At 74.0% G+C, this 14,387-nt stretch carries 12 protein-coding genes; 7 read left to right on the top strand and 5 right to left on the bottom strand.

Annotated elements, in window-relative coordinates; translation table 11 throughout:
* Window positions 1-17: 17 nt before the first annotated feature.
* The 3 genes from ACLWS4_RS32510 to ACLWS4_RS32500 form a co-directional block, all read right to left on the bottom strand.
* Entirely contained in the window at window positions 18-893 is an 876-nt protein-coding gene (locus ACLWS4_RS32510) for an alpha/beta fold hydrolase (RefSeq protein ID WP_380777227.1), read from the bottom strand.
* A 117-nt stretch (window positions 894-1,010) separates the two neighbouring features.
* Window positions 1,011-1,685, bottom strand: a complete 675-nt coding sequence (locus tag ACLWS4_RS32505) for a thiol:disulfide interchange protein DsbA/DsbL (RefSeq protein ID WP_049658715.1) — start codon at window positions 1,683-1,685, stop codon at window positions 1,011-1,013.
* A gap of 173 nt (window positions 1,686-1,858) precedes the next feature.
* The gene (locus ACLWS4_RS32500) at window positions 1,859-3,118 is read right to left on the bottom strand and encodes a glycosyltransferase family 4 protein (protein WP_416876014.1); all 1,260 of its coding nucleotides are present in this window, start codon (window positions 3,116-3,118) and stop codon (window positions 1,859-1,861) included.
* Window positions 3,119-3,597: 479 nt separating this feature from the next.
* Here ACLWS4_RS32500 and mscL point away from each other — a divergent pair, with 479 nt between their 5' ends.
* The 5 genes from mscL to ACLWS4_RS32475 all read left to right on the top strand — a co-directional run bounded on the left by mscL (window position 3,598) and on the right by ACLWS4_RS32475 (window position 9,605).
* Window positions 3,598-4,044: a large conductance mechanosensitive channel protein MscL gene (mscL, locus tag ACLWS4_RS32495; protein WP_049650971.1), complete on the top strand. Its 447-nt coding sequence runs from the start codon at window positions 3,598-3,600 to the stop codon at window positions 4,042-4,044.
* 426 nt (window positions 4,045-4,470) lie between these two features.
* Complete coding sequence (locus ACLWS4_RS32490) at window positions 4,471-5,250, top strand: DUF6643 family protein (RefSeq protein ID WP_074006368.1); 780 nt, start codon at window positions 4,471-4,473, stop codon at window positions 5,248-5,250.
* A gap of 200 nt (window positions 5,251-5,450) precedes the next feature.
* A complete protein-coding gene (locus ACLWS4_RS32485) occupies window positions 5,451-6,326 on the top strand; it encodes an MOSC domain-containing protein (protein WP_074006369.1) in 876 nt (291 codons plus the stop codon).
* A gap of 383 nt (window positions 6,327-6,709) precedes the next feature.
* Complete coding sequence (locus tag ACLWS4_RS32480) at window positions 6,710-9,199, top strand: right-handed parallel beta-helix repeat-containing protein (RefSeq protein WP_049650969.1); 2,490 nt, start codon at window positions 6,710-6,712, stop codon at window positions 9,197-9,199.
* 79 nt (window positions 9,200-9,278) lie between these two features.
* A complete protein-coding gene (locus tag ACLWS4_RS32475) occupies window positions 9,279-9,605 on the top strand; it encodes a DUF6191 domain-containing protein (RefSeq protein WP_388051163.1) in 327 nt (108 codons plus the stop codon).
* A gap of 116 nt (window positions 9,606-9,721) precedes the next feature.
* On the opposite strand, the gene ACLWS4_RS32470 is transcribed toward ACLWS4_RS32475, so the two are convergent.
* Together ACLWS4_RS32470 and ACLWS4_RS32465 are read right to left on the bottom strand one after the other, a co-directional pair.
* A complete protein-coding gene (locus tag ACLWS4_RS32470; protein ID WP_049650968.1) occupies window positions 9,722-10,840 on the bottom strand; it encodes a PLP-dependent cysteine synthase family protein in 1,119 nt (372 codons plus the stop codon).
* Window positions 10,841-11,003: 163 nt separating this feature from the next.
* Entirely contained in the window at window positions 11,004-12,284 is a 1,281-nt protein-coding gene (locus ACLWS4_RS32465) for an ROK family protein (RefSeq protein ID WP_079272930.1), read from the bottom strand.
* Between ACLWS4_RS32465 and ACLWS4_RS32460 the strand changes: the two genes are divergently transcribed.
* Together ACLWS4_RS32460 and ACLWS4_RS32455 are read left to right on the top strand one after the other, a co-directional pair.
* The gene (locus tag ACLWS4_RS32460; protein WP_416876031.1) at window positions 12,269-13,591 is read left to right on the top strand and encodes an MFS transporter; all 1,323 of its coding nucleotides are present in this window, start codon (window positions 12,269-12,271) and stop codon (window positions 13,589-13,591) included. The two genes, ACLWS4_RS32465 and ACLWS4_RS32460, sit on opposite strands and share 16 nt — an antisense overlap.
* 122 nt (window positions 13,592-13,713) lie before the next feature.
* Window positions 13,714-14,331, top strand: coding sequence for a HutD family protein (locus ACLWS4_RS32455; RefSeq protein WP_416876013.1), 618 nt, complete (start codon window positions 13,714-13,716; stop codon window positions 14,329-14,331).
* Window positions 14,332-14,387 lie beyond the last annotated feature (56 nt).

The following is a 14,387-nucleotide window of genomic DNA, read 5'->3' as shown; positions in this document are numbered from 1 at the left end:
CACCCCGCACCGGTCGGCTACTTCCCGATCCGCGCGAGGAAGTCGTCGATCAGCGGGGCGATTTCGGGCAGCTTCTCCTCCAGCGCGAAGTGCCCGGTGTCGAACAGGTGCAGCTCGGCCCCGGGCAGGTCGCGCAGGTAGGCACGCGCACCGGCCTCGGTGAAGAACGGGTCTCCCACTCCCCAGAGCACCAGCGTGGGCGGCTGGTCGGCGCGCAGCCAGGCCTGCCAGGCGGGGTAGAGCTCGACGTTGGAGAAGTAGTCGAGGGCGAGTTCGACCTGGATGTCCTTGCGGCCGGGCAGGTCGAGGAAGTGCTGGTCGAGCGTCCAGCCGTCGGGGGCGACCAGGCTCGGATCGCCGGTGCCGCCCTCGTACTGGCCGCGGGTGACGTCCGGGGTGAGGATCGAGCGGGCGGCCCGCTCCGCGCCCGGCACGCCGCGCCTGTTCGCGATGAACTCCCTTGCCTGGTCGGAGAGTCCCTCCTCGTAGGCGTTGCCGTTCTGGACCACCAGGCCGGTGATCCACTCCGGGTGCCGGGTGGCCAGGCGCAGGCCGACGGGGGCGCCGAAGTCGAAGACGTACAGCGCGAAGCGGTCCAGGCCGAGGGCGAGGCAGAAGCCCTCGATCACGTCGGCGAGGGCGTCGAAGCGGTACGTGAAGGCGTCGGGCGCGGGGCTGTCGCTGTGGCCGAAGCCCGGGTAGTCGGGGGCTATCAGGCGGTAGCGGGTGCCGAGCGCGTCGAGCAGCCGGGCGTACTGGTGGGAGGAGGACGGGAAGCCGTGCAGCAGCAGGAGCACGGGGGCGTCGAGCGGTCCGGTTTCGCGGTAGAAGACGCGCAGGCCGTCGACGTCGACGTGGCGGTGGTGGACGTGAGGGATCATCAGCTCGCTCATGCTAACCATTAAACAGCATGTGAATGGTTAGGCAAGATGCTGTTCGAACAAGACGCCTGCCGAGCAGGGCACATGAGCGAGCTGATCCGCTGTCACCGCGAGGGCCGGAGCACCGGCTCAGTGGCCCCGCGCCTGCTCCTGCTGCACCAGGTGGTCGAGCACCTCGGGCATCGCCTCGACCCCGCCGGCCTGGGTCGGCGAGGTGCGGTACTCACCCTGGACGACGACCGTCGGCAGCTCGTTGACGCCGTAGCGGGTGAAGTCGGCGGCGGCCTCCTCGACCGACCGCGTCACCTCGGCGGAGCGGTACGTCTCGCCGAACGCCTTGGCGTCGACGCCCTGCCGCGCGGCCCAGTCGGTGGCGGTGGCCTCGGTGGTGAGGTCGACCCGCTCGGTGTGCACGGCGCGGAAGACGCTGACCTGGAGGCGGTCGACCTGGCCGAGGCGCTCCAGCGTGTAGAAGATCCGGGCGTGGCTCCGTTGCGCGGCCTCGTCCGGACTGCCGGGCCAGACGGCCGGGATGCGGCGCAGCGCGACATCGGCGCGGTGCTTCTCCGCCCAGGCCTGCAGGGGCTGTTCGAGCGCCTGGGAGTGGCTGCAGTCGTACCAGAAGAACTCGACCGCCTCGGTCCGGACGCTCTCACGGACCGGCTGCGGATGGTCGAGCTTGACGAACTGGGCGCCCCCGAACGGGATTTGGTGGGTGATCGCGCCGGCCTGGACGGGGGACGCGGCAATCCCGACGGCGACGGCGAGCAGGACGGTGGACCGCAGCAGCGACTTCGATTTCACACCGGGCAGTGTGCTGGCGACGGTTCGCTACCGGCCGGTTGCTGCGCACGGGCCGCGCCGGATTCGCCCGGACGGCGTAGCCGGGCCGGGCGCGCGGACGGGCCGGCCACCCGACGGGGTCGGCCCGGCCACCCCGGTCGGCATGGCACCCCTGGCCCGCCTGGCCACCCCGGTCAGCGGGCGGCCTCCGGACCCGCCGTCCATACCTCGGCGACCAGTTGCTGCCAGGCGTCCACGACGGCGCCCAGCTCGAAGTGCTCCAGCGCGTGCGCCCGGGCCGCCGCGCCGAGGCCCGCCCGGTTGACCGCGAGCACCTTGCCCAGCGCCTCGGCGAGGGCGAGCGGGTCCCCGGGGGCGACCAGCGCGCCGGTGGCACCGTCCCGGACCACCTCGCGCACCCAGCCGACGTCGGTGGCCACAGCGGGCACCCCGGCCAGCGCCGCCTCGATCAGCGCGCCGGGCACGCCCTCGCTGTCGCTGGTCAGCAGCAGCGCGTCGGCGGCGCGGTAGAGCGGGGCCGGGTCGGGCAGCGGGCCGAGGAAGTGGGCGCGGGCGGCGGCCGGGTGGCGGGCCAGCGACTCGCGCAGCGGTCCGTCCCCGGCGACGGCGAGCCGGACGTCGGGCAGCCGGTCGAGCACGTCGAGGGCCAGGTCGAGCCGCTTCTCCGGGGCTATCGCCCCGATCCAGGCGACCAGCAGCACGTCGGCCGGCAGGCCCAGCGCGTGCCGCGCGGCACGCCGGTCGTCCCGGCCGTCGGCGGGTGGATAGCTCTCGGCGGCACGGGAGTTGGGGATCACGTGCACCTTCCCGTCGGGCAGCCGGAACTGCTCCTCCAGGACGACGCGCGCCTCGTCGGTGAGCGTGGTGACGGCGGCCGCGCGGTGCATCAGCGCGCCGCCGCGCACCCGGCGCAACCGGTTGGCGGTCCAGTAGCGCGGGTGGCCGACCGAGACGTAGACGAAGGGCGTACGGGTCCCAGCCAGGGCGAGGGCGCAGGCGGCCAGGGTGTCCGAGCCGTGGGCGAGCACCACGTCGGCGGCGCGGGAGGCGGAGCGCAGCGCCCTCAGGGTGCTCGGGTGCAGCCGGCCGGGGCCCAGCACGGCGGCGGAGCGCAGCCCGGCGGCGGAGCAGTCGACGGCGGCCCGGCCGGCGGCCTCGGGGTCCGGGCTCGCGGCCCCGGAGCCCGGACCTGCGGAATCGGGGCTCCGGCCTGCGGAACCGGGGCCGGCGGAGTCCCGGCCCGCCCCGGCGGGGCCGGAGGGGACGGCCGGGTGCGGGGCGAGGGCGCACAGCGCGGAGGACTGCCCCCGACGGCCCAGTTCCCGGTGGAGGTCACGGGCGAAGTTCTGCGCGCCGCCCCGGCGTGAGTCGCTGATCAGGTGCAGGACACGCGGACGGTTTCCGGCCGGATCGGCCGACAAATGGTCGGGCATGGACCGACCTTGGCACAGTGCTCCGCCCGGTACATCCCCTTCGCGCAACCTGATGGTGGCCCATCCGCCCGCGCTTGTACACCGGATGTGCGCCACGGGGCCGCCGTCGTGCGCCGTACGCGACCGCTGTGCGCCCCGTCTCGCCCCCTGCCGCGCTCCGGTCCACCCTGTCGCGCCGGGTCGGCGCCGCCCCGGACCGGCGCGTGCCGGTGTCACATGCGGCGCCACACGCGGTGCCACAGGGGCGAGTTGGAGCGGCCGACCAACCGGCTGGCTCGGCTGTTCGACCGGGGAAAGGCCGGTACGCGGAGCGTCCCCGCCCCGCAGGGCCCACGGACGCGGGGCGCCGCGGCGGTTACCCGATTCGGGTGAACGCGGTTGGACCTCGGCCCGGCCCGCTCGGCAGGATGTCCGGCCTGGGGCGGCACCCGCCGTGCCGCCCCATCTCCCCCTCCCCCGTACGGATTTGGAGTCACCCGGTGTTCAAGGGATTCCGCAGCTTCCTGCTGCGCGGAAACGTGGTGGACCTCGCGGTCGGCATCGTGATCGGCGCTGCCTTCACCGCCGTCGTCACCGGGTTCGTCAGCGCCTTCCTCACCCCGCTGGTCGGCGTCGCGTCCGGCGCCGTCGGCGACTTCACCCAGAAGACCTTCGACGTGGCCGGCACCCGGTTCCCGTACGGCCTCTTCGTCAACGCGGTCATCGGCTTCGTCCTGACCGCCGCCGTCATCTACTTCGCCGTGGTGCTGCCGGTCGGCAAGCTCCAGTCCCGCTTCGAATCGGCCAAGCCCGCGCCGGCCGCGAAGGTGGACTGCCCGGAGTGCCTGAGCAGCATCCCGGCCGCCGCGACCCGGTGCTCCTTCTGCACCTCCGAGATCGGCAAGCCGGCCCTGCCCGCACAGGCCCAGGCCCTGCAGTCGCACTGAGCGCCGACACCCGGACCAGCGACGGGCCGCCGCCTGATCAGCGGCCGGCCATCGGGCCGACGGCCCAGGTCGCGGGCCTGAACCGGGCCCCGGAGAGCTGACGGGAATTTTATTCCCGAAACATTCACGAGCCCCCGTCGCCTGCTCGGCGGGGGCTCGAATGCGCCCGCGCACGCCCTGTCCGGGAAAAGTTTCTCCGCAGGGCCCCCGACCGTCCACCGGCCGGTCACCACAAGGCCTTCCGGGGCCTCCGTCCGGCCGCCGTTCGACCACTGACGGGGTGCCAAGGTTGTCCGGAACCGGTCGCCGGAATGTCCGTCTTTCCTACTTTCGAAACCTTTGTGCGAGCGAAGACTGTGTAAACACTCGAACTGCTCCCCCTCCCGCTCTCCTCAGCAGGCGCGTTGTGGGCTTACCGTATGCCCCATGACCTCGCCCCGCTCCTACGACGGAGTCGGCTACCCCTCTCCGTCCTACTCCTCCGGCACGCCGATCTACGACAGCCTCGTGGCTGAGCGCGGCGTCCCCCAGATCGCGCCCATCAACGTGCCGGCCGCCCTGCCGCCGGCACTGTCGTCCGGTTACGGATCCGGCCTCGGCCCGTCCTACGAGAACCGGTACGCCAACGGGTACGAAAGCGCCGGCAGCAACCTCCCCGCGCTGCCGCCCGCCCGCCTCGCCCTGGGCCCCGGCCCGAGCAGCGGCCCCTCCGCCGGCCCCGCCACGGCGTACATCCCCGCGCAGCCCGCGCCGGCGTACGCCGCCCCCCAGCCTCCGGTCCCCGGCTACGGCGCCCCCCAGCCGTACCAGCGACCGCAGCCCGGCACCCCCGCCTTCAGCCAGACCGCCGGAGGCGGCTACCAGCCGACCGGCGGCCAGAGCTTCGGCGGCCAGAACACCTTCATCGGCGCCCAGGGCGGCCAGCAGACCTTCGGCGCGCAGCCGGCCGGCGGACCGGGCGGTTTCGGCCAGGGCCAGCCCGCCGCTCCGCAGGGCTTCGGCGGCCAGCAGTCGTTCGGCGGTCCGGCCGCCGGCGGCCCCGGCTTCCAAGGCCAGGGCGGCGACCAGTCCTTCGGCGGTGCCCAGCTGCGCCCGGCCATGGCGCCGGTCGCGCCGGTCCGCCCGACGCAGCCGCAGCGCCCGGGCCCGTACGGCGAGTCCGGCCAGTTCCAGGGCGGCTACCAGCAGCAGGGCCAGGGCTACTGAGCCGCTGACACCCCGAGGCCGTCCCCCCACGCGGCCCGCACCCGCACCACCTGAGCAGCACCCGGCGCCCCCCGTACGCCGGGCGAACGGAGAAACGGGTCATCCACGGACCGCCCGGAACGCCCCCCACGGCGTCCGGGCGGTCCGTGCGCATTAGGGGGCATTCCCGGCGAACCCCCGCAGGCTGGCAGGATGGAGGAATGCACCTCACCGGACTCCACGTCTACCCCGTCAAGTCGATGTACCGCCTGAGCCCGGACACCGCCGTGGTTCACCCCTGGGGTCTGGCCGGAGACCGTCGCTGGATGCTCGCCGACGCGAACGGACGCTTCGTCAGCCAGCGCGAGGACGCGGCCCTCGCACGGGTGCGGACCGGACTGCTGCCCGACGGCGTCCTCACCCTGACCACCCCCGACGGCTCCCGGATCGAGGTCCCCGCCCCCGCCGTCGCGGCCGGCGACCCGCTCGCCGACGTCGAGGTCTGGGGAACGCGCTTCCGTGCCGCGGAAGCCGACAAGGAGACGCACCGGTGGATCGCCGAACACCTCGGCGACTACCGCCTGGTGCACCTGGACGACCCGCGCGCCCGGCCGGTCGACCCCGAGTACAGCGCGCCCGGCGACAGCGTCTCGATGGCCGACGGCTATCCGCTGCTGCTCACCACCACCGCCTCGCTGGACCGCCTCAACGAGCTGATCGCCGCCGAGAATCCGGACGGCCACGAGACCCTGCCGATGGAGCGCTTCCGTCCGAGCGTGGTGATCGGCGGCACCGAGCCGTGGGCCGAGGACACCTGGCGCCGGATCCGGATCGGCTCGGTCACCTTCAAGGTGGTCAAGCCGTGCGGCCGCTGCATGATCACCACCACCGACCAGGAGACCGGCGAGCGGCGCGGCAAGGAGCCGCTGCGCACCCTGGCCCGGCACCACCGGCTGCTGCGCAAGGCCGCGTTCGGGCAGAACCTGATCCCCGAGCGGCCGGCCGGCGTCGAGGGGGACGAGCTCGGCACGCTGCGGCTGGGCGACGAGCTCGAGGTGCTCGAGGACGGGGCGCACTGGCCCGCCGACGGGCGCTGAGCGCTCGGGCCGGTTCTCCGGGAGAGTGGGCCGCTCCCGCCGACCCTCCGCGCCGGCTGCCGACGGTCGAGTACTGACCACCGACCGTCGGATGCCGACCGCCGACCGCCCGTGCCGGAGGGCGGGGCGCATCGGCCCGTGGACCGGCGCCGGGCACGCGCCGCACTCCGAAACCGGCGCGCCCGGACGGAACCACCGCTGTGCGCGCTCGTTGAAACAAGTGGTCGGAACCTGTGGCGGCGCTGAGCGCTACCGGTGTCCGCGCGACCGCGGGCGGCCGGACCACCCACGTGGGCGCGCTACGGTGGGCGGACGGCCCGCGCACCCCCGCGCGTTCGGCCCGTTGATCGCCGGCTCGACGAAGGTGGGGACGACAGACCGTCATGGCTGAGCACAGGGTCCGGGTCACCCAGGACAGCGCATCCCGCTGGCGTCGCCGCGCGGGCGAGTACGACACGCTCGCGGAGGCCCTGGCCGCCGCCGAACCGGGCGACACGGTGACCGTCCGCCCGGGCACCTTCCGGGAGAACGTGCTGCTGGACAAGCCGGTGACGATCGTCCCGGCCCAGGGCCCGGGGACGGTCCGGATCGACCCGCCCTCCGGGGTGGCGCTCACCGTGACCGCCGCCGCCACCGTGCGCGACCTGGTGGTCGAGGGCGGCGACAGCACCACCCCGGCCGTGCTGGTCACCGGGCCGGAGGCGACCCCCTCCTTCAGCGGCTGCCGGGTGGAGACCCGCTCGGCCACCGGCATCGAGGTCACCGGCGGTGCCCGGCCGACCCTGCGCGGCTGCGTGGTCACCAACCCGGGCGGGCTCGGGCTGCGGCTGCGCGGCCCGGACACCGCCGCCGCCTTCGAGGACTGCGAGGTCGCCGCCGCCGGCCAGGCCGGACTGGCCGTCCTCGGCGGCGCCACCGCGGCCCTGGACCGCTGCCGCGTCCACCACGCCTCCGGCGCCGGCGTCCTGCTCTCCGACCCCGGCAGCGCCGCCGAACTGACCGGCTGCGAGATCTACGAGATCCGCGGCAGCGGCGTGCAGGCCGAGGCGCAGGCGGGCGGGCGGCTGGTCGACTGCGAGATCCACCGGGTCACCGGCAACGGTCTCACCCTGGACGGCGAGGCCGAACTGGTGCTCACCGGCTGCCGGGTGCACGACCTGCCCGAGAACGGCGCCGACCTGCGCGGACGCGCCCGGCTGAGCCTCGCCAACAGCACCGTCCGGGACTTCGGGCGCGGGGCGCTGTCGGTCTGGGACCAGGGCACCGAGGCGGTCGCCGAGTCCTGCGAGATCCACGGCTCGACCGGCGAGTATCCGGCGCTCTGGGTCAGCGACGGCGCCCGGCTGACCCTCACCGACTGCTCGCTGCACGACCTGCCGGACGCCCTGTTCGTCCTCGACCGGGACTCCGCCGCCACCGCCGAGGGCTGCTCGTTCAGCCGGATCCGCAGCTCGGCGGTCTCCGTCAGCGGCGGGGCCACCGTCTCCCTGGCCTCCTGCCGGGTGCAGGAGGCGGGCACCGGGCTCTGGTTCCGCGACCACGGCAGCGGCGGACTGCTCACCGACTGCGAGATCTCCGACGTGGCCACCGGCGTGATCGTCACCAAGGGTGCCGACCCGGTGCTGCGCGCCTGCACCGTACGGGCCAGCACGGACGCCGGGGTGTACGTCTCGGCCCAGGGGCGGGGCACCTTCGAGGACTGCCGGGTCTCGCAGGGCAAGGGCTTCGGCTTCCACATCATCGACGGCTGCCGGACCCAGCTCACCCGTTGCCGGGCGGAGCACAACCAGCGGGCCGGGTTCGAGTTCTCCGAGCCGGGGCCGGTCACCGAGGGGTGCATCTCGGACGACGTCGGGGCGGCTCCGGTGCCGTCCGCTCCCGCCCCGCCCGGCGGCGGGGCGGGGCCGGGATCCGCGGGTGGGCGCGGTCCGGGGCTGGGGTCGTCGTACGGGTCCACCGACGTGCCCGCGCCGCGGACCGCCCAACTGACCACGGTGGCACCGCTGTTGGCGTCGGCCGCAGCCGGTTCGGCCGCGATCTCGCCGATCCCGGACTGCCGGCCGGCCGAGGAGGCGCTCGCCGAACTGGACTCGCTGGTCGGGCTGGCCACGGTGAAGCAGGAGGTGCGCACGCTGATCGACCTGATCTCGGTCGGCCGGCGCCGCCGCCAGGCCGGGCTCAAGGCTCCCTCGCTACGCCGCCACCTGGTCTTCACCGGCGCACCCGGCACCGGAAAGACCACCGTCGCCCGGCTGTACGGCGAGATCCTCGCCTCGCTCGGGGTGCTCCAGCGCGGACACCTGGTCGAGGTGGCACGGGTGGACCTGGTCGGCGAACACATCGGCTCCACCGCGATCCGCACCGCGGCCGCCTTCGACCGGGCGCGCGGCGGGGTGCTCTTCATCGACGAGGCGTACGCGCTCGCACCCGAGGACGGGGCGCGGGACTTCGGGCGCGAGGCGATCGACACCCTGGTCAAGCTGATGGAGGACCACCGCGACGAGGTGGTCGTCATCGTGGCCGGCTACACCGCCGAGATGGAGCGCTTCCTCTCCGCCAACCCCGGCGTCTCCTCCCGTTTCTCACGCACCATCGGCTTCCCCGACTACACGGCGGACGAGCTGCTGGAGATCGCCCGGTCGCAGTGCGCCGAGCACGAGTACGCGCTCTCCGAGGAGACGGAGGAGGCGCTGCTGGAACACTTCGGCGGGATGGAGCGCGGCCCCAACTTCGGCAACGGGCGCACCGCGCGACAGGTCTTCGAGACCATGGTCGAGCGGCACGCGGTACGGATCGCCCACCTCGCGGACCCGTCCACGGAGGAGCTCCAGCTGCTCGTCCCGGCCGACCTGCCCACGGCGCCGCTGCCGTAGGGCCCACTGCGGTAGGGCCGGCGGCCGGGGAACTCGTCGCCGGGGAACTCGTCGGCCGCGCCGGGCCGTTGAGGCGGGCATGGGTGTGCTGTTGACGGGCGCGGCGGGCGGGTTGCTGCTGCCGGCCGGACTGGTCGTGGTGTTCTTCCTCGGTGCGGTGGTGCGGCGGCTGCGCGCCCGGCCGGCGGTGGGACCCGACGGCGGGCACGGCGGTGGGCGCGGCGCGGGGGCGACCGCGACGGAGGAGCTGCACGCGCTGCTCTATCCGAGCAAGCGGGTGCAGCTGGAGCAGCGACGGGTCGAGCTGGTGCTGCGGGACGACGAGCACGACGGCGCGCCGAAGCGGACGGGGATCGACCTTGCGGGCGGTCGGGCGGTGATCCGGCGGGTGGCGGGCACCGGCTGACGACTGACGGCTGACGACGAACAGGCAACAGCGAACAGATAACAGATAACAGACGACAGCTGACAGCTGACAGAGTTTGAAATCTGTCAGCTGTCACCCGTCCGCCGCCCGGCGCGTCAGCCCGTCCAAGCGCCGCCGGCCAGGAAGGACTCCATGGCCGCCCGGTAGGGCGCGATGTCGATCCGCTCGCCCGCCAGCCAGTCGTCCGAGTAGTACTTGTCCAGGTAGCGGTCCCCCGGGTCGCAGATCAGGCCGACCACGCTGCCCGTCCGCCCGGCCGCCCGCATCTCGGCGACGATCCGCAGCGCGCTCCACAGGCCCGTCCCGGTGGAGGCCCCCGCCTTCTTGCCGAGCACCTGCTCCAGCACCCGGACGGCGGCGATCGACGCGGCGTCCGGCACCTTCATCATCCGGTCGATCGCCCCGGGGACGAAGCTCGGCTCCATCCGCGGCCGTCCGATGCCCTCGATCCGCGAGCCGCTCTCGCAGACGGCCTCCGGATCGTGGCGCACCCAGCCGTCGAAGAAGCAGGAGTTCTCCGGGTCCGCGACGCAGATCCGGGTGTCGTACTGCATGTAGTGCACGAACCGGGCGATGGTCGCCGAGGTGCCGCCGGTCCCGGCGGTGGCCACGATCCAGGCCGGCTCGGGGTGCGGCTCCAGGCGCAGCTGGGCGAAGACCGACTCGGCGATGTTGTTGTTGCCGCGCCAGTCGGTGGCCCGCTCGGCGTAGGTGAACTGGTCCATGTAGTGCCCGCCGGTCTCCTCGGCGAGCCGGGCGGAGGCCTCGTACACCTCGTCCGAACGCTCGACCAGGTGACACTCGCCGCCATGGAACTGAATCAGGTCGATCTTGGACTGGCTGGTGCTCTTGGCCATCACGGCGATGAACGGCACGCCGACGAGCTGGGCGAAGTACGCCTCGGAGACGGCGGTGGAGCCGCTGGAGGCCTCGATCACCGGCTTGCCGGGCCGGATCCAGCCGTTGCAGAGCCCGTAGAGGAAGAGCGAGCGGGCCAGGCGGTGCTTGAGCGAGCCGGTCGGGTGGGTGGACTCGTCCTTGAGGTAGAGGTCGATCCCCCACTCCGCGGGCAGCGGGAAGCGCAGCAGATGGGTGTCGGCGGAGCGGTTGGCGTCGGCCTGGACCTTGCGCACCGCCTCCTTGAGCCAGGCGCGGTACTCCGGGTCGGAGCGGTCGACGTCGGCGGTCGGCTCGATGCCGGACTGGGTGCTCATGGTCGCTGTCTCCCTCGTGGTGGCCCCCCGATGCTCACTACGAGTGTATGAGAGTGACGATAAGTGACCGTTTTCGAAGAGCCAGCTTCCGCTTATCGCCGTCAGGGCAGTTCTGGTCACCGTCGGGGGCGGAACTCATCGACCAGGGCAGACCCGATCGCCGTCAGGGCAGCACCGGCACCGACTGCGGGTCCGCCAGGTACGGCCCCCAGCCCAGCTCGGCCGCGCCCGCGAGCGCGCCGTGCGCCAGCTCCGCGCCGACGATCGGCACCCGGCCGCTGCGCCCCCACAGGCTGCGCTCGGCGACCACCGACCGCAGCCGGTCGGGCGCGGCCTCCAGCAGGTGGAGGTGCAGCCCGCTGAGGACCACCCGGTCGGGGTTGAGAATGTTGGCGACGCCCGCCAGGCCGAGTCCGAGCCGGTCGATGACGTGCTCCACCGCCGCCCGCGCCCGGTCGTCCGTCGCAGCCGCCCGGCACAGCTCGCGCGCCTGGTCGAGCAGCGGGCGTCCCGGTTCCGGGGTGAGCCCGGCGGCGGTGAACAGCGCGTCGGGGTCGGTCTCGGAGTTCAGGCAGCCCCGGTTGCCGCACATGCAGGGCCGTCCCTGCGGGTCGACGGTGAGGTGGCCGACCTCCAGGGCGAGGCCGGCGCTGCCGGTGTGCAGGTGCCCGTCGATGACCAGCGCGCCACCGACGCCGCGGTGGCCGGAGGTGACGAAGAGCAGGTGGCGGGCGCCGCGGCCGGCGCCGTGCCGGTACTCGGCGAGCGCGGCCAGGTTGGCGTCGTTGGCGATCGCGGTGGGCAGCGGGCGCAGCGCCTTCGGGCCGTGGTCGGCGCGTCCGACCTCGACGTCGTACAGGTCGGCGACCGGGGTGCCGCTGGGCCAGGCGAAGTGCAGCGCGGCGAGGGCGGTGCCGTCCGGCTCGGTGACCGGGTTGGGCAGCGCGAGCGCGGCGCCCAGGCAGCGGCGGTCGGTCGCGCGGGCGAGTTCGGCACCGGCCACGGCGACGGCGCGCAGCATCCGGACCGGGTCGGTGGCGGCGGGCAGCGGCAGGTGGACGGGCGGGTCGAGCAGTCCGCCGAGGCCGGCCAGGGTGACGCTCAGTCCGTCGGCGTGGATCTGCCCGGCGACCACGACCGGGCCGTTCGGGTCGATCGCGAGCCGGTGCGACGGGCGGCCGCGACCGCCGCCGGCCGGGCGCGAGTCAACGGTGATCAGGCCGAGCGCCTCGAGTTCGGCGGTGACCGCGCCGGCGGTGGCCCGGGTGACGTCCAGCGCGCGGGTGAGCGCCGAGCGGGTCGGCGTCTGGCCGGTGTGGATCAGGGAGAGCGCTGGGCCGAGCAGCGTCCGGCCCCGGTCGGGAGCCGCGCGGCGGTGGTTGTCGCGCTGCGCGTCGGAGTCGTTCCCGGTACCGGGCCTCGGGCTTGATGGTGAGAGCTGCACGCCCCTATTGTGACTTTGTGTCGCTTCGAAACAAAATCGGTTCACGCACCCGGCCCGATCGCCCCTCCTCCCAGTCTCGCAGCACACCCCCGGTGACGGACAGCCCCTGGGGTCCTGCACGCATCGCCCTCACCGCGTTCTTCGCCGTCGACGGCTTCCTCTTCGCCTCCTGGGTCGTCCGCATCCCGGACATCCGCAGTCAGGTCAGCGCCTCGCACAGCGCCCTCGGGCTCGCCCTGCTCTGCCTGTCCATCGGCGCCGTCCTCACCATGCCCGTGATCGGCCGGCTCTGCCTGCGGTACGGCTCCCGGCCGGTGACCGTCGGCTCGCTCGCCCTGCTCAGCCTCGCCGTGCTGCTGCCCGCGCACGCCCACTCGGTCACCGCGCTCGGCGGGGTGCTGCTGCTGTTCGGCGCGGGGTACGGCGGGGCCAACGTCGCGATGAACAGCGCCGCCGTCGACCTGGTCGCGCAGCTGCGGCGGCCCGTGATGCCCAGCTTCCACGCCGGGTACAGCTTCGGCGGACTGGTCGGCACCGGCGTCAGCGGACTGCTCGCCGGCCCACTGAGCACCGCATGGGCGCTCGCGCTCAGCGCGGCGCTGGGCATGGCCGTCACCGTCGGCGCGGGCGTCGTCCTGCTGCGCAGCCCGGCGGCGGCAGCGGTCGCACCGGGCCATACGGACCGTACGAGCCACACGGACCGCACGGCGGAACCGTCCGGGACCGCGCGGCCGAACGCGGGCTCGACCCGCCCCCGTACCCGCCTGCTCGTCCTGCTGCTCGGCCTCACCGCGCTCTGCACCGCGTACGGCGAGGGCGCGATCGCCGACTGGGCCACGCTCCACCTCACCGACGACGTCCGGGCGAGTTCCGTGGTGGCCGCCACCGGCTACGGCGCGTACGCGTTCGCGATGGCCGGCGGGCGGGTCGGCGGCACCTGGCTGTCCATCAGGCTCGGCCAGACCCGGCTGATGCTGTTCGGCGGGCTGACGGCGGCGGTCGGCATGCTGGTCGCCGCCCTGGCGCCGGTGGTGCCGGTGGCGATCTGCGGGTTCGTGCTGGTCGGCCTCGGCCTGGCCAACCTCTTCCCGCTCGCCATCGCCCGGGCCGGTGCGGCGGGCGGGCCGCAGGGCGTCGCGTTCGCCTCCTCGCTCGGCTACGGGGGGATGCTGATCGGCCCGGTGGTGATCGGCTTCCTCGCCGACGCGGCCGGACTGCCGCTGGCCCTCACCACGGTCTCCCTCGCGGCCACGGTGGCGGCGCTCCTGCCGCTGTCGGTCGGACGGCGGGTGACGGACGACCGGTGACGGTCGACAGGCAACGGATGACAGGGAACAGCGAACAGATGACAGCTGACAGATAACAGCTGACAGACACTGAAATCTGTTATCTGTCACCTGTCATCCGCCGTGTGACAGGATGCGAGGCCATGACGACCAGCGAACGCTTCCAGGTACTGCGGGCGGGCGAGCGCCCGGCGACGGCGTGGCTCAACGGGGGCGGGGTGACCAGGGAGGTCACCGGTTTCCCGGCCGGCGCCGGACTGGACGCCTTCGACTGGCGGGTCAGCCTCGCGGACGTCGCCTCGGCGGGGCCGTTCTCCCCGTTCCCCGGGATCGACCGGGTGATCACCCTGGTCGAGGGCGCCGGCATGGCGCTCACCGTCGACGGTACCGAGCAGCTGGTCGACGCGCCGTTCCGGCCGTTCGCCTTCTCCGGCGACGCCACCACCGACTGCTGGCTGCTGGCCGGCCCGGTGGTGGACTTCAACGTGATGACGCGCCGCGGGCGGGTCGAGGCTGCGGTCGACCTGGCCACCGCGGCCACCACGGTCGACGTCCCGGACGGGAGCACCGCCCTCCTGGTCTGCCTCGCCGGCACCGCCACCGTCCACGGCGCCTCCATCCACGGCGCCTCCGTCGACGGCGGCACCGTCGACGGCGTCGAACTCGCCCGCTACGACGCCGCGTTGATCGACACCCCGGGCACGTACGAGCTGCACCCGGACGGCACCACCGCCGTCATCGTCTTCCGCACCGCGCCCTGAGAGCCGGCCAAGGGCCGCACCACCGAACAGCGGCGCTCCCACCCCCCGGGACCACC

Origin of the sequence: Kitasatospora sp. SC0581 (genome assembly GCF_048159585.1) — a bacterium.
Lineage (GTDB): Bacteria > Actinomycetota > Actinomycetes > Streptomycetales > Streptomycetaceae > Kitasatospora.
This window is presented reverse-complemented; position numbering and strand designations above follow the sequence as displayed.